16 protein-coding genes are annotated in these 19,322 nt (G+C 45.1%); 7 read left to right on the top strand and 9 right to left on the bottom strand.

Annotated features, from left to right (window positions below; genetic code table 11):
- Positions 1–62: 62 nt before the first annotated feature.
- From pcnB to panC, 4 genes are read left to right on the top strand one after another with little or no spacing between them, the layout of a single operon-like run.
- A complete protein-coding gene (gene pcnB, locus AB4307_RS01810; RefSeq protein ID WP_017059432.1) occupies positions 63–1,418 on the top strand; it encodes a polynucleotide adenylyltransferase PcnB in 1,356 nt (451 codons plus the stop codon).
- Positions 1,415–1,900 carry a 2-amino-4-hydroxy-6-hydroxymethyldihydropteridine diphosphokinase gene (gene folK, locus AB4307_RS01805; RefSeq protein WP_004735459.1) on the top strand — a complete coding sequence of 162 codons (486 nt, stop codon included), beginning with the start codon at positions 1,415–1,417 and terminating at the stop codon, positions 1,898–1,900. The genes pcnB and folK overlap by 4 nt, the downstream gene beginning before the upstream one ends.
- A gap of 22 nt (positions 1,901–1,922) precedes the next feature.
- The gene (gene panB / locus AB4307_RS01800) at positions 1,923–2,717 is read left to right on the top strand and encodes a 3-methyl-2-oxobutanoate hydroxymethyltransferase (RefSeq protein WP_017059433.1); all 795 of its coding nucleotides are present in this window, start codon (positions 1,923–1,925) and stop codon (positions 2,715–2,717) included.
- Positions 2,718–2,725: 8 nt separating this feature from the next.
- Positions 2,726–3,616 carry a pantoate--beta-alanine ligase gene (gene panC / locus AB4307_RS01795; protein ID WP_017059434.1) on the top strand — a complete coding sequence of 297 codons (891 nt, stop codon included), beginning with the start codon at positions 2,726–2,728 and terminating at the stop codon, positions 3,614–3,616.
- Between the two features lie 105 nt (positions 3,617–3,721).
- Here the strand turns inward: panC and AB4307_RS01790 are convergent, their stop codons facing one another.
- The 3 genes from AB4307_RS01790 to AB4307_RS01780 form a co-directional block, all read right to left on the bottom strand.
- Positions 3,722–4,492, bottom strand: coding sequence for an ABC transporter permease (locus tag AB4307_RS01790; protein WP_010435987.1), 771 nt, complete (start codon positions 4,490–4,492; stop codon positions 3,722–3,724).
- 1 nt (position 4,493) lies between these two features.
- Entirely contained in the window at positions 4,494–5,411 is a 918-nt protein-coding gene (locus AB4307_RS01785) for an ABC transporter ATP-binding protein (RefSeq protein ID WP_017059435.1), read from the bottom strand.
- Positions 5,412–5,747: 336 nt separating this feature from the next.
- On the bottom strand, positions 5,748–7,379 hold the full coding sequence (locus AB4307_RS01780) for a SulP family inorganic anion transporter (RefSeq protein ID WP_017063247.1): 1,632 nt from the start codon (positions 7,377–7,379) through the stop codon (positions 5,748–5,750).
- Positions 7,380–7,665: 286 nt separating this feature from the next.
- On the opposite strand from AB4307_RS01780, the gene can reads away from it, so the two are divergent.
- Entirely contained in the window at positions 7,666–8,334 is a 669-nt protein-coding gene (gene can, locus AB4307_RS01775; protein ID WP_017063246.1) for a carbonate dehydratase, read from the top strand.
- Between the two features lie 74 nt (positions 8,335–8,408).
- On the opposite strand, the gene hpt is transcribed toward can, so the two are convergent.
- Positions 8,409–8,939: a hypoxanthine phosphoribosyltransferase gene (hpt, locus tag AB4307_RS01770; RefSeq protein WP_017059438.1), complete on the bottom strand. Its 531-nt coding sequence runs from the start codon at positions 8,937–8,939 to the stop codon at positions 8,409–8,411.
- Positions 8,940–9,276: 337 nt separating this feature from the next.
- Here hpt and AB4307_RS01765 point away from each other — a divergent pair, with 337 nt between their 5' ends.
- Complete coding sequence (locus tag AB4307_RS01765) at positions 9,277–9,882, top strand: LuxR/HapR/OpaR family quorum-sensing transcriptional regulator (protein ID WP_019824386.1); 606 nt, start codon at positions 9,277–9,279, stop codon at positions 9,880–9,882.
- Between the two features lie 203 nt (positions 9,883–10,085).
- On the opposite strand, the gene lpdA is transcribed toward AB4307_RS01765, so the two are convergent.
- The 5 genes from lpdA to ampD form a co-directional block, all read right to left on the bottom strand.
- Positions 10,086–11,516 carry a dihydrolipoyl dehydrogenase gene (gene lpdA / locus AB4307_RS01760; protein WP_017059440.1) on the bottom strand — a complete coding sequence of 477 codons (1,431 nt, stop codon included), beginning with the start codon at positions 11,514–11,516 and terminating at the stop codon, positions 10,086–10,088.
- 242 nt (positions 11,517–11,758) lie between these two features.
- Positions 11,759–13,684: a pyruvate dehydrogenase complex dihydrolipoyllysine-residue acetyltransferase gene (gene aceF / locus AB4307_RS01755; RefSeq protein ID WP_372130926.1), complete on the bottom strand. Its 1,926-nt coding sequence runs from the start codon at positions 13,682–13,684 to the stop codon at positions 11,759–11,761.
- Between the two features lie 26 nt (positions 13,685–13,710).
- Positions 13,711–16,374, bottom strand: a complete 2,664-nt coding sequence (gene aceE, locus AB4307_RS01750) for a pyruvate dehydrogenase (acetyl-transferring), homodimeric type (protein WP_017059442.1) — start codon at positions 16,372–16,374, stop codon at positions 13,711–13,713.
- A 62-nt stretch (positions 16,375–16,436) separates the two neighbouring features.
- On the bottom strand, positions 16,437–17,198 hold the full coding sequence (pdhR, locus tag AB4307_RS01745; protein ID WP_029225519.1) for a pyruvate dehydrogenase complex transcriptional repressor PdhR: 762 nt from the start codon (positions 17,196–17,198) through the stop codon (positions 16,437–16,439).
- 483 nt (positions 17,199–17,681) lie between these two features.
- On the bottom strand, positions 17,682–18,230 hold the full coding sequence (gene ampD, locus AB4307_RS01740; RefSeq protein WP_372130924.1) for a 1,6-anhydro-N-acetylmuramyl-L-alanine amidase AmpD: 549 nt from the start codon (positions 18,228–18,230) through the stop codon (positions 17,682–17,684).
- A gap of 134 nt (positions 18,231–18,364) precedes the next feature.
- On the opposite strand from ampD, the gene nadC reads away from it, so the two are divergent.
- A complete protein-coding gene (gene nadC, locus AB4307_RS01735; protein ID WP_004738163.1) occupies positions 18,365–19,255 on the top strand; it encodes a carboxylating nicotinate-nucleotide diphosphorylase in 891 nt (296 codons plus the stop codon).
- Positions 19,256–19,322: the final 67 nt, after the last annotated feature.

Here is a 19,322-nt window from a genome sequence, read left to right as displayed (position 1 = left end):
TGCACTACCACTTTGGACTAAGAGAAAAACAAAGTTGGCGATACCTACTTTGTTCTAAACTAATGAATACAAACGACAATACCCCAAGCGAACAACGCGGATTCCACGAATTAGCTCTGAATATTTATACTCGTCAAGAGCACAATATTTCACGCAAGCAGATCAGCGACAACGCACTAAAAGTGCTATATCGCCTGAATGGTGCGGGTTTTGACGCATTTCTAGTCGGTGGTGGTGTGCGCGATATCTTATTAGGCTCTCAGCCAAAAGATTTTGATATTGCGACCAACGCAACGCCAGAGCAAATCAAACACCTCTTCAGAAACTGTCGTCTTATCGGTCGCCGTTTCCGCTTGGCACATATCATGTTTGGTCGCGACATCATTGAAGTGGCAACTTTCCGTGGTCACCACCAAGAACCATCGAAGAACGTTTCTGCACAATCGAAAGAAGGCATGCTACTTCGCGATAACGTGTACGGCAGTGTTGATGAAGATGCAGAGCGTCGTGATTTCACAATCAACGCGATGTACTACAACATTGCAGACTACAGCATCCACGATTACGCGGGTGGTGTAGAAGATTTAGAAGATAAACTGATCCGCCTGATTGGCGATCCAGAAACGCGTTACCGCGAAGACCCAGTACGTATGCTACGTGCAATGCGCTTCGCCGCTAAACTGGATTTCGACATCGAAGAAGACACGGCTGACCCGATTGAAGAGTTAGCTCACCTTCTAAGAGATATCCCAGCAGCGCGCCTTTACGAAGAGTCTCTGAAATTACTGCAATCAGGTCACGGTTTAGAAACCTACCACTTGATGCGCGAGTACAATCTATTCCAACAGATGTTCCCAGCGGTAGCGGAGCACTTCACCGAAGATTACGACTCACACACAGAGCAGATGCTTGATTTGGTTCTCGATTCAACCGACCTTCGCATCGAAGATGGTAAGCGAGTAAACCCAGCATTCATGTTCGCAGCGATGCTTTGGTACCCAATGAACAAGCTGGCAGACAAACTTGTCGCTGAACAGGGTATGGCACACTACGATGCGATCATGGAAGCGAGTAACATCATTCTAGATCAGCAAGTAAAGTCTATTGCTATTCCTCGTCGTCACACAGCAACCATTCGCGAAGTTTGGCAACTGCAACTTCGACTGCCTCGTCGCAACGGTAAACGCGCTGTTCGTCTAATGGAATTAAACAAATTCCGTGCAGGCTACGATTTCCTAGAAATGCGTGGTGAGATTGAAGGTGGCGAAACCAAAGAGTTAGCAAAATGGTGGGAGCGTTATCAGACTGCGGGTCGCAACATGCGTCAAGCAATGGCTAACGACGTTGCAGCACCATCAAAGTCAGGCCATCGTCGCCGTAAGACTTACCGAAACAAAAAGAGTAAGCAATCCGAATGATAACTGCTTACATTGCGGTCGGCAGCAACCTTGCCGACCCAGTTAGCCAAGCAAATTTGGCTATCGAAACGCTAAAAAGCCTACCGCGATCAACGTTTATTGCGACCTCTCAGCTATATAGTAGCACTCCAATGGGACCGCAAAATCAACCAGACTACATCAACGCGGTAGTCGCTATCCAAACCGAATTAACGCCAATTGAACTGCTTGATTGCACTCAAAAGATCGAACTAGAGCAAGGGCGCGTCCGTAAAGACGAACGTTGGGGACCAAGAACCTTGGATCTCGACATTGTGCTATACGGCAATGAGGTGATCGATTCAGAGCGCTTAATCGTTCCTCATTATGGAATGAAAGAACGAGAGTTTGTACTCTACCCGCTTGCTGAAATCGCACCAAGTTTACAACTCCCTGATGGGACTGAGCTGACAGAACTACTGAAAATAGTAGATAAGAACGGGCTCAATGTTTGGCAACAATAGCCAAGCGCATTAAGGAAAACCAATGAAAAAAGTAACCATTAACGACCTGATCAAATGCAAACGTGAAGGCCGTAAATTTGCGACTTCGACAGCTTATGATGCGAGCTTTGCTCAATTATTCGAAAGCCAAGAAATGCCAGTTCTGCTTGTCGGTGATTCACTGGGTATGGTTTTACAAGGCCATAACGATACATTACCAGTAACCGTTGAAGACATTGCTTACCATACTCGCTCAGTGCGTGCTGGTAGCCCAAATTGTCTTCTTATGGCTGACATGCCTTTCATGAGCTACGCGACGCCAGAACAAGCTTGTGAGAGCGCAGCGACTTTGATGCGTGCTGGTGCGAACATGGTAAAAATCGAAGGCGGAAGCTGGTTGGTTGATACTGTGAAGATGCTAACAGAACGTGCAGTACCAGTATGTGCACACTTAGGCTTGACGCCCCAGTCTGTGAACATTTTTGGTGGTTACAAGATTCAAGGTCGTGACGACGAGCAAGCCGACAAAATGGTTGCTGACGCGTTAGCACTGCAAAACGCAGGCGCTCAAATCGTTCTACTTGAATGTGTGCCAGCTTCATTGGCAAAACGAATTACAGAAGCTTGTGACGTACCGGTTATCGGTATCGGCGCAGGTAATGTTACCGATGGTCAGATCTTGGTTATGCATGACATGTTCGGTATTTCTGCGAACTACATGCCGAAGTTCTCTAAGAACTTCCTAGCAGAAACAGGTGATATGCGTAAGGCAGTAGCTCTATACAAAGAAGAAGTAGAGAGCGCGCGCTTCCCTGATGAAGCTCATACAATCGCTTAGGAGTAAGTATGCAAACTTTTGCTGAAATAGCGGCTCTTCGTGAGCAGATTAAACAGTTTAAGCGTGATGGACGTACGGTTGCTTTTGTACCGACAATGGGAAACCTGCATGAAGGCCACCTGACTCTGGTAAAGAAAGCTCGTGAACTGGCCGACATCGTTGTGGTAAGCATCTTTGTAAACCCAATGCAGTTTGACCGTGCAGACGACCTAAACAACTACCCTCGAACGTTAGAAGCAGATTTAAGCAAACTAACAGGTGAAGGGGTTGAGCTAGTATTTACACCAACGCCAGAGGTGATGTACCCAGATGGATTAGACAAGCAGACGTTTGTTGAGGTCCCTGGCATATCTCACATGCTTGAAGGTGCCTCTCGTCCAGGTCACTTCCGTGGTGTATCAACCATTGTCACTAAACTGTTTAATATCGTTCAGCCAGACTTTGCATGCTTCGGCGAGAAAGACTTTCAGCAACTTGCTGTTATTCGCCAGATGACCACTGATTTAGCATTAGACATTGAAGTTGTCGGCGTTGCGACCGTTCGTGAAATGGATGGTTTGGCAATGAGCTCTCGCAATAGCAACCTAACGATTGACGAGCGCCAACGAGCGCCCGTTTTAGCGCGTACTATGCGCTGGATCAGCAGCGCTATTCGTGGTGGTCGCGATGATTACGCATCAGTGATTGAAGATGCTACTGACCAGCTACGCGCTGCAGATCTTCAACCTGACGAAATCTTCATTTGTGATGCTAAAACTCTGCAAGCGATCACTTCAGAATCAACTCAAGCAGTGATTCTAATGTCGGCTTTCCTAGGTAAGACGCGTCTTATCGATAACCAAGTTCTCGATTTGGTAACGGAAACCAAAGAAGAAGTGAAAGAAGAAACGACTGAATAGTCGGCTTCTGCTCTTAACGCAAAACAAAAACACCAAACGCAAAACATAAAAAAGGTCGATGTTATATCGACCTTTTCTTTACCTGTTACTTAGATGAACCAAAGGTTAGCTACGTAAGCCAATACCCTTTGTCACTAGGTAGTGTGCAATGCCATACAACAGCACGATAAACACACCTAGTACGCCAAACGACGTCACGATCCCCACATCAGACACACCCAAGAAGCCATATCTGAACGCGTTAACCATGTACACGATAGGGTTCAACTTCGATACACCTTGCCAGAATTCAGGCAATAGACTGATCGAGTAGAACACACCACCAAGGTACGTCAGCGGCGTTAAGATAAAGGTTGGGATAATAGAGATATCATCAAACGTGCGTGCGAATACCGCGTTAATCAAGCCACCCAAAGCGAATACTACCGACGTTAAAAATACCGTCGCAATGATCACGCCCCAATGGTCAACTTGTAAGTCGACAAAGAACAACGACACGAAGGTTACTATGGTACCCACTAACAATCCACGAACCACACCACCCATTACGAAGCCGGCGATAATCACGTAGTTAGGAACAGGCGCTACAAGCAGCTCTTCAATGTTCTTCTGGAACTTGGCACTAAAGAACGATGAAGCAACGTTGGAATATGAGTTGGTGATCACCGACATCATGATCAGACCGGGAACAATGTATTCCATGTAGCTAAAGCCGTTCATTTCACCAATACGCGCACCAATCAGGTTACCGAAGATGATGAAGTAAAGCGTCATGGTAATCGCTGGCGGCACCAGAGTCTGCACCCAGATACGAGTAAAGCGATTGATCTCTTTGGTCAACAAACTGCAGAAAGCGGTCCAATATAGGCTGTACATATTATTTACTCCCCTCACGGACGATACTCACAAATAGCTCTTCTAGACGGTTTGCTTTGTTACGCATAGAGAGGACTTTAACCTGTTGCTCGCTCAATTGAGCAAAGATGGTATTCAAACCTAGGTTCTTGTCGATTTCGATTTCTAGCGAGCCATTGACCATCACTTGGCTATTCACGCCTTCAAGCTTAGGTTCAGTCGTGCCCTCTTCCAGATCCAGAATAAAGGTCTCAGCACTCAATTTGCCCAACAGCGCTTTCATTGTTGTGTTCTCAATCAGCTCACCGCGATTGATGATACCAATGTTGCGACACAGCATTTCTGCTTCTTCTAGGTAGTGCGTGGTCAAGATAATGGTAATGCCCTGCTTCTCATTGATCTCTTTTAGGAATTCCCACATTGAACGACGTAGTTCAATATCAACGCCTGCTGTCGGTTCATCAAGAATCAACAAATGAGGTTCATGCATCAATGCACGCGCGATCATCAAACGACGCTTCATACCACCAGACAAGTTACGCGCGCGTTCGCCACGCTTTTCCCACAGATCGAGTTGAGATAGGTACTTTTTCGCTCGCTCTTTCGCTAATGCTTTTGGCACGCCGTAATAACCCGCTTGTTGCAGCACGATCTGTTCAACGGTTTCAAACGGGTTAAAGTTAAACTCTTGAGGCACAAGGCCTAAGTTCTGCTTCGCCAATTCCAGATCGGTATCAATGTCGTAGCCGAACACTTTAACCTTGCCTGACGTTTTATTTACCAGTGAAGAGATAACACCAATGGTGGTTGATTTACCCGCACCATTGGGACCAAGTAGTGCGTAAAAGTCGCCTTTTTCTACTTGTAAACTAACGCCCTTAAGAGCCTCGAAGCCCCCAGCATAAGTTTTTCTTAATTGCTCAATTTCTAATGCATACATAGAGATAGACTGCCATTTGCTATAGATAAGATGTAGACGACCGAGCTTGAGGAAGAGAGTAATGCTTAAAACGAGCTAGCAGAAAACTAACCCAAACTTGTTAACTCGGCCATTTTGCAAACAAGTTTATCGTTGATTGACGATTAATACAAATATCGTGTGAGAGTTTCTTTCGAAAACAAATAAGCGTCTTGGCTACGTGAAGACTAAATCAACGTTCAATAAATATAAAAATGCCGCTAAGTGATTCACTTAACGGCATTAATGATCAGTCTTGAAGTGAGCGTCTATGGCTTATTCATATCAGGTCATTCATATCAGCTTATTACTGAAAAATTAAACTGACTCAAATTGATGCTCATCTCTGTCGACATAGCTTGTTGCTGCCGTCAGGGCTTCATATCTGAATCGATAAGTGTTGGATTCAGGTACTAGGTCAATCACGTGGAACTTCTCTAGTTGTTGACGAGTATTCTCATTAGGACACAGCAGATACACCTCACACTGCGCATCCAATGCATCTTTAATCGCATTCTCTAGCGCTAGGCCAACAGTGACATCAATCATAGGTACATCTGTCAGGTCTAGAATCATCGCTTCATAGTCAGAGATACTTGAGTGCTGACGTGAAATCGCCTTTGAAACGCTGAATATCATCGGCCCTGATAGGTAGAAGAATAGCACCTTACCATTGGCACTATCGAGTAACTGACGTTCGCTATCAGTCAATGGGATATCGTCTTCATCATCACCATCACTGATCGCCTTAACTTGTCTGGCTTGCTCTCGGCTTAATCTTTCAATAATCAGAATATTCGAGATAAACACACCCAGTCCAACGGCAATAATCAAGTCAACAAACACAGTCAATAGCATCACGCCGTACATCACGCCCATGCCGGCATAGCTAACCTTGTGCGCGCGCTGGATAAAGCTCCAATCTAGGATATTGAAACCAACATACATCGCGATACCAGCCAGCACTGCCATAGGAATCGGTTCTGTTAAACCACCTGCAACCAATACCACGAGCGCAAGTACTAAAGCTCGAATAACACCTGAAAGCGGAGAACGCGCTCCCACCTGAATATTGGTTACAGTCCCCATAGTGGCACCCGCGCCAGGTAGTGCACCAAACAGGCCAGAGATCATATTGGCAATGCCTTGGCCACGAAGCTCTTTGTCTGAGTCATGCTCTTTACGAGTCAATGAATCTCCGATAACCGCGGTCAAAAGCGTATCAATACAACCTAATGTACCAAGCACCAAGGCATCGATAACCATAGTAGTAAACTGTTCAGCGCTGATCGTAGGGATAACGAGGGAAGGTAAACCAGCTGGGATTTCACCAATACGGCGAATAGAGTCGGTATCAAAAATAATGACGGACAAGAGCGTTACAGCCACTAACGCGACCAGTTGAGCAGGCACATACTTACGATACTTAGCGGGGAAGCCAAAAAGAATACCGAGTGTCAGAGCACCTAGAAATAGCTCACTCACTTTTAAGTTTGCTAGCGTATCAGGTAAAGCAGAGAGCGTGCCCATTACACCACCGGATGGAGCGGCATGCCCTAACAATGGAGACAGCTGCAAGATAATCAGAATAACGCCAATGCCCGACATGAATCCGGAGATCACGCTATATGGCATCAAAGTGACGTATTTTCCTAGCTTTAACGTACCAAGTAATATCTGGAATGCACCGGCCATCATCACGACAGTAAAGGTCATTGCCATACCCGTTTCAGGATATTTAGCAACCATACTCGTCATTACGGCAGTCATGATCACCGTCATCGGGCCGGTAGGTTCAGAAATCAAACTACTCGAACCGCCAAACAATGCTGCAAATAGGCCAACCATAATGGCGCCCCACAAGCCAGCTTCAGCTCCCGCGCCAGAAGCAACACCAAATGCCAATGCTAAAGGTAACGAGATGATGGCTGTAGTTACACCGCCAAACATATCCCCTTTGAGATTGATATCCGTAAAACGACTTCCAAACAAAACACACCTTCCTGATGATGAAATGACAAACCTTATCACTTTAGCAAATGTATCAAGTGTTCAGAAAGTGTTAATTCAATCACATTATTCATGTCTTATAACCGGATTATTGATAGTGGGCTAAGTTTATGATTTTCCGTACTAGAACACGTCAGATGAGTACATTTTGACGCAGTTTTTACGAGATTGAATTTGTAACATTGTGTATAGTTAAGCATCTTAATTGAGGGATGTAAGAAGCAAGATGCCAGAAATAAAACAGCTTTTTGAGAACAATTCCAAATGGTCTGAAGAAATTCGCTCTGAAAGACCTGAGTATTTTACAACGCTTGAAGAGGGTCAAAGCCCTGGTTTTCTATGGATAGGTTGTTCAGATAGCCGAGTTCCAGCCGAGCGCCTGACTGGCTTATATTCTGGAGAACTGTTTGTTCACCGAAACGTGGCCAACCAAGTGGTTCATACAGACCTAAACTGTCTATCTGTTGTTCAGTACGCAGTAGATGTGCTTAAAGTGAAACACATTATTGTCTGTGGTCACTACGGTTGTGGCGGTGTTAACGCGGCGATTGATAACCCTAAACTTGGTCTTATCAACAACTGGTTACTGCACATCCGTGACAATTACCTAAAATACCGCAAGCAAATCGAGGGGCTTCCTCGTGAGCAATGGGGTGACAAGTTATGCGAAATTAACGTCGCAGAACAGGTTTATAACCTAGGTAACTCAACCATTATGCAAAATGCGTGGGAGCGTGGCCAAGACGTTGAAATCCATGGTGTGGTTTATGGTATTGGCGATGGCAAGCTACAGGACCTTGGCGTACGTTGCTCAAGTAACGATACTTTAGAGAACAGTCACTTAGATGCATTAAACAAGATCTTAACGACGCCTCTTCTTAGTCAACAAAGCTAACCCATTCCGTCATATATACAAAAAGCCCGCATCAAGCGGGCTTTTTAATGACTTCTAAACCACAAGCGTAATGATTACTCTTGAGGTACTACCTTACCGATGTACGGTAGGTGACGATATTTTTGTGCGTAGTCGATACCAACACCAACAACAAACTCGTCTGGGATCTCAAAACCAATCCATTTTGTATCGACAGTCACTTCACGGCGAGAAGGCTTGTCTAATAGCGTACAAATTTCGATAGACTTAGGACCACGTAGGCTCAGAATCTCTTTTACTTTAGTCAGCGTGTTACCTGTATCGATAATATCCTCTACAAGTAGAACGTCTTTACCTTGGATATCATCATCAAGATCTTTCAAAATACGAACATCACGTGAGCTTTCCATGCCGTTGCCGTAGCTAGACGCGGTCATGAAATCAACTTGGTGAGTTAAATCGATAGCACGAGCAAGATCTGCCATAAAGACAAAAGATCCACGCAATAAGCCAACTAAAACTAGATCTTCACTACCGTTGTAGTGTTCCGTGATCTGTTTGCCTAGTTCGTTCACTCGATCCTGAACTTCTTGCTCAGAGATCATGACTTCAACTGTATGCTTCATACTGCTCTCATTTTATTTGGTGATTGCGACGAATGTTGACAGTTTCGTCAGTTGTGTCGCTCAATTTTGTGCGTAAGTCTAGCACTGCTCAAATACCCACACCACCTTATGGTTCGAATTTACTGTCAGATTCTCCACGAAATGTGCGCTGGTGCCTTATCCAATACTCGTCTCCTTTCACATCAATGCTGATCACGCTTTATGTATCAAGTTTGATGTAACTGTCTATAAAACAAGCTGAAAGGATTGACCATTCGCATATGCACCATTACACTCATCTTGGCTTAAATAATAATAAAATCATTAATATAAAAATTTCGTTGGCAAGGAAAATAAAATGGACTCAATATCTAAGAGACCTAGAACTAGGCTTTCACCTTTAAAAAGAAAACTTCAATTGATGGAAATCGCTCTTGAGGTATTCTCTCGCCGCGGCATCGGTCGTGGTGGACACGCTGATATTGCAGACATCGCTCAGGTGTCTGTCGCAACGGTATTTAACTACTTCCCAACCCGTGAAGATCTGGTTGATGAAGTACTAAATCACGTTGTACGCCAATTCTCTAACTTCCTTTCAGACAATATCGATCTGGATATTCACGCAAAACAAAACCTACATAATATTGCGACTGAAATGGTGACGTTAGTGGCTCAAGATAGCCATTGGTTAAATGTATGGTTCGAATGGAGCGCTTCGACTCGTGATGAAGTATGGCCGCTATTCGTAACAACGAACCGCACTAACCAAATGTTAGTACAAAACATGTTTAGCAAAGCGATTGAACGCGGCGAAGTCTGTGACGATCACGACCCTAAACATCTAGCGAATCTATTCCACGGCATTTGCTACTCGCTATTCATCCAAGCGAAACGTGTAGAAACGCCAGAAGAGCTTTCAAGCTTAACGGATAGCTATTTGAACATGCTGTGCATTTATAAATAGATTTGAAATTCGGTCTTCGAAAAAAACTTAGGGATTGGCGTATTGCGTCAATCCTTTTTTGTTTTTAGCACTCGCTCTTCGTATCCCGGAGCGCAGCGTACTCGCATCTCGGAGTGAAACGTTCCTGCGCCTTACTTCAGACATAAAAAAGCCGCTGACAAATCAGCGGCTTTTAAAAACATTAGCGAGTGACTAAGAAAGAATTACTTCTTCTTTTTCACTGCTTTTTTGTTTGGAAGGTCAGTGATTGAACCTTCGAATACTTCCGCAGCTAGACCAACAGACTCGTGTAGAGTTGGGTGAGCGTGGATAGTAAGAGCGATATCTTCTGCATCACAACCCATTTCGATTGCTAGGCCGATTTCGCCAAGAAGTTCACCACCGTTAGTACCAACAACAGCACCACCGATTACGCGATGAGTATCTTTATCGAAGATCATCTTAGTCACGCCGTCTGCACAGTCAGAAGCGATTGCACGACCAGAAGCAGCCCAAGGGAAAGTAGCAACTTCGTAATTGATGCCTTCCGCTTTTGCTTCTTTCTCAGTCTTACCTACCCAAGCAACTTCTGGCTCAGTGTACGCAATTGATGGGATTACTTTAGGGTCGAAGTAGTGCTTCTTACCAGAGATAACTTCAGCAGCTACGTGACCTTCATGCACACCTTTGTGAGCAAGCATTGGTTGACCAACAACATCACCGATCGCGTGGATGTGAGGAACGTTAGTACGCATTTGCTTATCAACATTGATGAAACCACGCTCATCAACTTCGATACCCGCTTTTTCAGCGTCGATAAGTGCACCGTTTGGAACACGACCGATAGCAACAAGAACAGCATCGTAGCGTTCAGCTTCAGCTGGTGCTTTTTTGCCTTCCATTGAAACGTAGATACCGTCTTCTTTTGCTTCAACAGCAGTCACTTTAGTTTCAAGCATTAGCTTGAACTTGTTCTTAATGCGCTTAGTGAAAACTTTAACGATGTCTTTATCCGCAGCAGGGATAACTTGATCGAACATCTCTACAACTTCAACTTTAGAACCTAGAGAGTGGTAAACCGTACCCATCTCAAGACCGATGATACCGCCGCCCATGATAAGCAGTTTTTCAGGTACTTCGTTTAGTTCTAGTGCATCCGTAGAATCCCAAATACGTGGGTCTTCATGTGGGATGAAAGGAAGTTTGATTGGGCGAGAACCCGCAGCAATGATTGCGTTGTCGAAGTTAACAGTTGTTGCTTCGCCTTCGCCTTCAACAAGAATGCTGTTAGGACCAGTGAACTTACCGAAACCGTTAACAACAGTAACGTTACGCATCTTAGCCATACCGCCAAGACCGCCAGTTAGTTGATCAACTACTTTTTCTTTCCAGATACGGATCTTGTTGATGTCCGTTTGTGGCTCGCCGAATACAACGCCGTGCTCTGCCATCGCTTTAGCTTCTTCGATTACTTTAGAAACGTGAAGAAGTGCTTTTGATGGAATACAACCAACGTTTAGACATACACCACCAAGAGTGCTGTAACGTTCAACTAGTACTGTTTCTAGACCTAAATCCGCACAACGGAATGCCGCTGAGTAACCAGCAGGACCTGAACCAAGTACAACAACTTGGGCTTTAATTTCTTTGCTCATTGTGACCTCTTGTAGTCATTATCCCTAACAGGCTGAGTAGATGTTCTTAAAATTATTGGGCTTTCAAACAGGAAACATTTTACAGAGATGTTAACAGTGTGAAAGTAGCTTTAAGTTAGCCTGTGAGCTAGACAACAATTCCCCATCAGATTATGAGAAATGCAGGAAACTGTTGTCTAAAAATAGTCTTTATATAAAGAATTAAGGTGACCCGAAAGTCACCTTAATAATTACTTTCTCAATTACAGTACTAGACGACGAATGTCAGATAGTGCGCTGTTTAGGAAAGTAATGAAGCGTGCACCTTCAGCACCATCGATCACACGGTGGTCGTATGATAGAGACAGTGGAAGCTGTAGACGTGGTTGGAACTCTTTACCATTCCAAACTGGCTTAATTTCAGACTTAGATACACCTAGGATACCTACTTCTGGAGCATTTACGATTGGAGTAAATGCAGTACCGCCAATACCACCAAGGCTAGAGATTGTGAAACAACCGCCTTGCATGTCTGCCGCTGTTAGCTTACCAGAACGTGCTTTCTTAGAAACAGCCATTAGCTCTTCAGATAGCTCGTAAATGCCTTTCTTGTTCACGTCTTTGAAGACAGGAACAACTAGACCGTTTGGTGTATCAACAGCGATACCCACGTTTACGTACTTCTTAAGAATGATGCTTTCGCCATCTTCAGAAAGAGAAGAGTTAAACGCTGGGAATGCTTCTAGCGCTTTAGCAACAGCTTTCATGATGAACACAAGTGGAGTGATCTTCATGCCAGTGTCTTTCTTCGCTTCGATTGCGTTCTGTTCTTTACGGAATGCTTCTAGCTCAGTGATGTCTGCGTTGTCCCATTGTGTAACGTGAGGGATCATTACCCAGTTACGGTGCAGGTTAGCACCAGAGATCTTCTTAATCTTAGAAAGCTTCTGAACTTCAGTTTCGCCGAACTTGCTGAAGTCAACTTTTGGCCATGGTAGTAGACCAAGAGCAGAACCGTCGCCGCCTTTGCCAGATGCAGCTGCACCAGACTCAAGACGCTTAAGTGCATCTTTAACGTAAGACTGAACGTCTTCTTTAAGGATACGGCTCTTACGACCAGTACCTTTAACCTTAGAAAGGTTAACGCCAAATTCACGAGCTAGACGACGAACTACTGGAGAAGCGTGCGCGTAGTCACCGTTCTCTTGGAAGTCGCCAGCTGCTGCTGGAGCCGCTGCAGGTGCTTCTGCTTTAGGAGCAGGTGCCGCCGCTGGAGCTGCTGCTTGTGCAGGTGCTGCAACAGGAGCAGGCGCTGCGCCTTCAACCGGAGTGCCGGCCACGACGAAAGTCATGATTAGAGAGCCAGTTGACACTTTGTCGCCAGCTGCAATCTTGATCTCTTTTACTGTACCAGCGAATGGTGCAGGAACTTCCATTGAAGCTTTGTCGCCTTCAACAGTAATTAGAGATTGCTCTTCTTCTACTGTATCGCCAACCGCTACCATGATTTCAGTAACTTCTACTTCGTCACCACCGATATCAGGAACGTTTACTTCTTTTTCAGCTGATGCTGCTGGAGCCGCTGCAACTGGTGCCGCCGCTGGAGCAGGAGCTGATGCAACTGGAGCGCCAGAGCCCGCTACTTCACCTGTTTCTACAGAGAAAATCATTACTAGAGAACCAGTCGATACTGAGTCACCAGAAGCGATCTTGATTTCTTTAACGATACCAGCGAATGGTGCAGGAACTTCCATTGAAGCCTTGTCACCTTCAACAGTAAGAAGAGATTGCTCTTCTTCTACTGCGTCACCGATAGCAACCATGATTTCAGTTACTTCAACTTCATCACCGCCGATGTCAGGAACGTGAACTTCTTTAAGCTCAGCTGCCGCTGCAGGAGCAGCTGCAACTGGTGCCGCCGCTTCAACTGCTGGAGCAGCCGGTGCTGCTGCAGCACCTTCCGCTTCGAAGATCATGATAAGAGAACCAGTAGAAACAGAATCGCCTTCCGCTACTTTGATTTCTTTAACGATACCCGCTTGAGACGCAGGAACTTCCATTGAAGCTTTGTCGCCTTCAACAGTGATCAGTGACTGCTCTTCTTCAACCTTGTCGCCAACGTTTACAAGAATCTCAGTTACTTCAACCTCGTCAGCACCGATGTCTGGTACATTAATTTCGATTGTCATTGTATTTACCTACCTTAATGCCAGTCTTATGCGTATTGCGGGTTAGTTTTTTCAGTGTCGATATCGAATTTAGCAATTGCTTCAACAACTACAGATTTCTCGATGTCACCACGTTTAGCCAGTTCAGTTAGAGCTGCAACTACGATGTAGCCAGCGTTCACTTCGAAGTGACGACGTAGGTTTGCACGGCTGTCAGAACGGCCGAAACCATCTGTACCAAGTACTTTGTAAGACTCAGTTGGCATGTACGCACGTACTTGCTCAGCGTAGTTCTTCATGTAGTCAGTCACTGCGATTGCAGGTTCTTTACCAAGAACAGTCGTGATGTACGGTACTTTCTCTTCAGCTTCTGGGTGAAGCATGTTGTCACGTTCTACCGCTTGGCCGTCACGAGTTAGTTCGTTGAACGACGTTACAGAGAATACGTCAGATGCTACGCCGTACTCTTCGCTTAGAATTTCAGCCGCTTTACGCGCTTCATTCATGATAGTACCAGAGCTCATTAGTTGAACTTTGCCCTTAGCACCAGCGTGAGATTCAAGCTTGTAGATACCTTTACGGATGCCTTCTTCAGCGCCTTCTGGCATTGCTGGCATTGCGTAGTTCTCGTTCATTACTGTTAGGTAGTAGTAAACGTTCTCTTGCTCAGGACCGTACATGCGACGGATACCGTCTTGCATGATTACCGCTAGCTCGTAAGCAAACGTTGGGTCGTAAGAGATACAGTTCGGGATAGTGTTCGCTTGGATGTGCGAGTGACCATCTTCGTGCTGTAGACCTTCACCGTTCAGTGTTGTACGACCTGCAGTAGCACCTAGTAGGAAGCCACGAGCTTGTTGGTCGCCTGCTAGCCATGCCATGTCACCAATACGTTGGAAACCGAACATTGAGTAGTAGATGTAGAACGGGATCATCGGTAGATCGTTTGTGCTGTATGAAGTTGCAGCAGCAACCCATGAAGCCATAGAACCTAGTTCGTTGATACCTTCTTGAAGAACTTGACCAGACGTTGCTTCTTTGTAGTAAGAAACGATGCCTTTATCTTCAGGTGTGTATTCTTGACCGTGTGGGTTGTAGATACCAACCTGACGGAATAGACCTTCCATACCGAATGTACGAGCTTCATCACAGATGATAGGAACGATGTTCTTACCAATGTTCTTATCTTTAAGAAGGATGTTTAGCGTACGTACATAAGCCATAGTTGTAGAGATATCACGCTTCTGTTCACCTAGTAGAGGTGCGAATGCGTCTAGCTCAGGAACCTTGAACTCTTGAGTAAACTTAGGAAGACGTGCAGGTGTGTAACCGTGTAGAGCGTTACGACGAGCGTGCATGTATTCGTACTCAGGCGTACCTTCTTCCAATTTCAGGTAAGGAAGTTCAGCGATCTTCTCATCTGAAAGGATGTCTTCTAGGCCTAGGCGATCACGTAGGTGTTGAACATGAGTCATGTCCATTTTCTTAACACCGTGTGCAATGTTCTTACCTTCAGCTGCATCACCCATGCCGTAACCTTTAACAGTCTTAGCTAGGATTACAGTTGGCTTACCGTTTGTCTCTTTAGCATTGTTGAATGCAGCAAACAGTTTAGAAGAATCGTGACCACCACGCTTAAGAGCGAAGATTTCGTCATCAGTCATGTCTGCAACTAGTGCAGCTGTTTCTGGGTACTTACCAAAGAAGTGCTCACGTACGTATGCGCCATCTTTAGATTTGAATGTTTGGTAGTCACCATCGATAGTTTCGTTCATTAGTTGAAGAAGCTTACCAGTAGTGTCTTTAGCTAGTAGAGAATCCCAGTTACTACCCCAGATAACTTTAACAACGTTCCAACCTGCACCTTTGAATAGGCCTTCAAGTTCTTGGATGATGCTACCGTTACCCATTACAGGGCCGTCTAGACGCTGTAGGTTACAGTTGATTAGGAAACATAGGTTGTCTAGCTTCTCACGCGCAGCGAAAGAGATAGCACCACGTGATTCTGGCTCATCCATCTCACCGTCACCTAGGAACGCGTATACGCGTTGCGCTGAAGTTTCTTTCAGGCCACGGCCGTCAAGGTACTTAAGGAAGCGCGCTTGGTAGATAGCAGAGATAGGGCCAAGACCCATAGATACTGTCGGGAACTGCCAGAACTCAGGCATCAGTTTCGGGTGCGGGTAAGAAGGGATACCTTTACCATCAACTTCTTGACGGAAGTTATCTAGCTGTTCTTCAGTTAGACGACCTTCAACGAATGCACGAGAGTAGATACCTGGAGAGATGTGACCTTGGTAGTAAACTAGATCGCCACCGTCTGTCTCGTTTGGAGCACGGAAGAAGTGGTTGAAACATACTTCGTAGAACGCTGCTGCTGACTGGTAAGAAGCCATGTGACCACCAAGGTCTAGGTCTTTCTTAGAAGCACGCAATACGATCATGATTGCGTTCCAGCGAATAATCGAACGAATACGACGCTCAAGAGTTACGTCACCAGGGTAAGCTGGCTCTTGTGCTGCTGGAATTGTGTTGATGTAGTTTGTGTTGATGCCTGTAGCCATATCAACACCATCTAAACGTGCTTTATCTAGAACTTGTTCTAGTAAAAACTGTGCACGTTCTACACCTTCTTCACGTACTACTGACTCAAGAGCTTCTAACCAATCTTGAGTTTCCAGAGCATCAACGTCATGCTTCATGTCAGACATGGCGATCTATCCTTTTTGTTAGTTGGATTCTACTAAACACGTAAAAAGCCGAAGTATTACGGCTATTTACCCTGTTGAATTCGACGTAGAGAACGTTCGCGGCGCGATTCTTCTTTGGTCAAATCCAGCAATGTTTCTTCGATGTAAGCTAAATGAGAATGTGACATTTCACGCGCCTGTTCTGGCTGCCCTGAAACGATCGCATCTACAATGTTAGCTCGATGTATACTCACTTTCTCCACAACGTCTTTACGACGATGCAACAGCTTTAAATTTTCTAAGACATTTTGTTCGAGTAACGGAGCCAAGCTACGAACAATGTGCAATAACACCACATTGTGCGCTGCCTCTGTTAAAGCAATAAGAAAAGCCATCACTGCTGCAGATTCGGCTTCAATATCACCCTTATCTTGCGCACCGCGAATTTTTTCTTGGCATGCTTGAATTCGAGCAAAGTCTTCATCAGTGCCACGCAATGCCGCGAAGTAAGCCGAAATCCCTTCCATCGCATGACGCGATTCCAACAAGTCTAGTTGGGTTTCAGAATGGGACGACAACAAATTAAGCAAAGGATCTGAAAAGCTTTTCCAGATATTTTCGCTAACAAACGTACCTCCACCTTGACGGCGAGTAAGCAAGCGTTTTGCTTCTAAACGTTGTATCGCTTCTCGGATCGAAGGTCGAGACACATCGAACTGTTTCGCCAGTTCGCGCTCAGGCGGCAGCTGCTGCCCTGGAGCCAGTGTTCCTTCCACTATCAACCTTTCTAACTCTTGTTCGATAACATCGGAGAGTTTTGGCTGACGAATCCTTTGATAAGCCATAGTTTGTTGTTCTTCTTTTTCTTCGCTGACAATTGGTAATACCAATTTTAAGTTGGGCAGAAATTAACATAATTAAAACGCCACTGTCCAGCCTAAAATTGACCTGCATCATAGAATACAGCGTGAATTAACCATGATTTAACAAATGAAATTTAAAACAGCAACCAAATTGGTCTTACCATTTACAGGGGTAATACTTTTGGGGAGTGTTCGTGCTAGAAAGTTTCAGGATAAAAATGAATTGTTTCAGAAAGATTAGCGTCACTCGTTTAAAAATCGAACCAAGCGCACATTTAGGGTGGAAATTCTGTTCATAAGTTTTAATAAATGAGTGTTTGATAAGCTCGTCACACTCTCGATTTATTGATGCTCCCCGTCCGACCACTTCCTTTACAAAAGCACAACAAAAATTCACAAACAATTATGCTCATCGTTGATTATCTAGAGCCCTTCAATGAGCAGAGTCTTGTTGTGAATTCGGATTTAGAAACTCAGTTGGCCTTGATATTTCTTCCAATCAAAAACCAAACCGGGGTCAGTCTTTCGTAGCGGAGCGATGTATTGATGGCCAGTGATACGCTGACGCGTAATCTGCGGGAAGTTCGACACCAATGTCTCCGTTAATTGAGCCAAAGATTGGTATTGCTGCTCGGTATAAGCAACAAAGTCACTGCCTTCCAGTTCAATGCCAATAGAGTAGTCATTACATATTTCACGGCCAGCGAAGCTCGATTGACCCGCATGCCAAGCTCGGTCTAAGAAAGAGACGAACTGCACCACTTCCCCATCACGACGAATCAAGCAATGCGCCGAAACGCCCATTTGGTGAATCACCTTAAAAAACGGATGTTCGACAGGGTCGAGTTTTCCCGTAAAAAACTGTTCAATGTAAGGCCCACCAAATTGACCCGGAGGCAAGCTAATGTTGTGAACCACCAGCAGAGAGATATCGTCGGCACTCGGTCTAGCATCAAAATACGGGGAAGGAACATGCCGAGCGTTGTCATACCATCCATTGGAGCTGATCGTCATCTTGGTCTCACTTTATTTTCTGCTAGCACAATAAGATGTGACCTTGCCCAAAGAGCAGTCGCGCTAGCCTCTTTAATTTGAAGTTAAGCAAGAGTATCATTCCATTCCCACTCCCTTTCAAGATTAGATTTGCGATGAAAAACACACATAACAGCCACCAACGCCTTGACTACTTAAAAGAGCAACTGCCTCTAGAGATCACTCGTGCAGTCGCTGAGACCATCAAAGAAGATCTAGGTGGCACGTTAGATCCAGCGGCTGATATTACGGCAAGTCTAATCCCTGCAGACGCAATCAACAGTGCAACCATTATTACCCGTGAGCACGGCGTGTTCTGCGGTAAAGCTTGGGCTGATGAAGTGTTTAAGCAACTGGGCGGTGAAGTGACTATCGAGTGGAATGTAGAAGATGGCGACAAGGTTGAACCAAACCAAACACTTTGCACCCTAACTGGCCCAGCACGCGCGCTACTAACGGGCGAGCGTAACGCAATGAACTTCATTCAAACACTGTCTGGTTGTGCGACAGCAACAGCTATCTACGCGGACAAAATTAAACACACAGAGTGCCGCCTGTTAGATACTCGTAAAACGATACCTGGCCTGCGCAGCGCACTAAAATACGCAGTCGCTTGTGGCGGCGGTTTCAACCACCGTATTGGGGTTTTCGATGCTTACCTAATCAAAGAAAACCACATCATCGCTTGTGGTGGTATTGAGAAAGCTATTTCAACAGCAAAAGAGCTAAACCCGGGTAAGCCTGTAGAAGTGGAAACTGAGAGCCTAGAAGAGCTAGAGCAAGCTATCAACGCTGGCGCAGACATCATCATGCTAGACAACTTCACTACGGACATGATGCGTGAAGCAGTTAAGATTAACGCGGGTCGTGCTGCACTAGAAAACTCTGGTAACGTGACACTAGACACCATCGCAGAATTTGCTGAAACGGGTGTTGATTACATCTCGGTAGGCGCTTTAACCAAGCACCTAAAAGCAATGGATCTATCAATGAGATTCAAAGCGTAATTTACTGAATAATAAATAATTTCTGTAAAGGCACTGTTAATAACGGTGCCTTTTTTATGGTTCATCG

Source organism: Vibrio sp. 10N.261.52.C2, from assembly GCF_041471425.1.
In the GTDB taxonomy this organism is placed as follows: Bacteria; Pseudomonadota; Gammaproteobacteria; order Enterobacterales; family Vibrionaceae; genus Vibrio; species Vibrio crassostreae_C.
The sequence above is the reverse complement of the archived record's forward strand: the minus strand, read 5'-3'. Positions and strand labels throughout refer to the sequence as shown.

Excerpts from the sequence above, each read along its gene's own strand:
- pcnB (WP_017059432.1), top strand. The coding sequence starts at position 63 with ATGAATACAAACGACAATACCCCAAGCGAACAACGCGGATTCCACGAA.
- folK (WP_004735459.1), top strand. The coding sequence starts at position 1,415 with ATGATAACTGCTTACATTGCGGTCGGCAGCAACCTTGCCGACCCAGTT.
- panB (WP_017059433.1), top strand. The coding sequence starts at position 1,923 with ATGAAAAAAGTAACCATTAACGACCTGATCAAATGCAAACGTGAAGGC.
- panC (WP_017059434.1), top strand. The coding sequence starts at position 2,726 with ATGCAAACTTTTGCTGAAATAGCGGCTCTTCGTGAGCAGATTAAACAG.
- AB4307_RS01790 (WP_010435987.1), bottom strand. The coding sequence starts at position 4,492 with ATGTACAGCCTATATTGGACCGCTTTCTGCAGTTTGTTGACCAAAGAG.
- AB4307_RS01785 (WP_017059435.1), bottom strand. The coding sequence starts at position 5,411 with ATGTATGCATTAGAAATTGAGCAATTAAGAAAAACTTATGCTGGGGGC.
- AB4307_RS01780 (WP_017063247.1), bottom strand. The coding sequence starts at position 7,379 with ATGTTTGGCGGTGTAACTACAGCCATCATCTCGTTACCTTTAGCATTG.
- can (WP_017063246.1), top strand. The coding sequence starts at position 7,666 with ATGCCAGAAATAAAACAGCTTTTTGAGAACAATTCCAAATGGTCTGAA.
- hpt (WP_017059438.1), bottom strand. The coding sequence starts at position 8,939 with ATGAAGCATACAGTTGAAGTCATGATCTCTGAGCAAGAAGTTCAGGAT.
- AB4307_RS01765 (WP_019824386.1), top strand. The coding sequence starts at position 9,277 with ATGGACTCAATATCTAAGAGACCTAGAACTAGGCTTTCACCTTTAAAA.
- lpdA (WP_017059440.1), bottom strand. The coding sequence starts at position 11,516 with ATGAGCAAAGAAATTAAAGCCCAAGTTGTTGTACTTGGTTCAGGTCCT.
- aceF (WP_372130926.1), bottom strand. The coding sequence starts at position 13,684 with ATGACAATCGAAATTAATGTACCAGACATCGGTGCTGACGAGGTTGAA.
- aceE (WP_017059442.1), bottom strand. The coding sequence starts at position 16,374 with ATGTCTGACATGAAGCATGACGTTGATGCTCTGGAAACTCAAGATTGG.
- pdhR (WP_029225519.1), bottom strand. The coding sequence starts at position 17,198 with ATGGCTTATCAAAGGATTCGTCAGCCAAAACTCTCCGATGTTATCGAA.
- ampD (WP_372130924.1), bottom strand. The coding sequence starts at position 18,230 with ATGACGATCAGCTCCAATGGATGGTATGACAACGCTCGGCATGTTCCT.
- nadC (WP_004738163.1), top strand. The coding sequence starts at position 18,365 with ATGAAAAACACACATAACAGCCACCAACGCCTTGACTACTTAAAAGAG.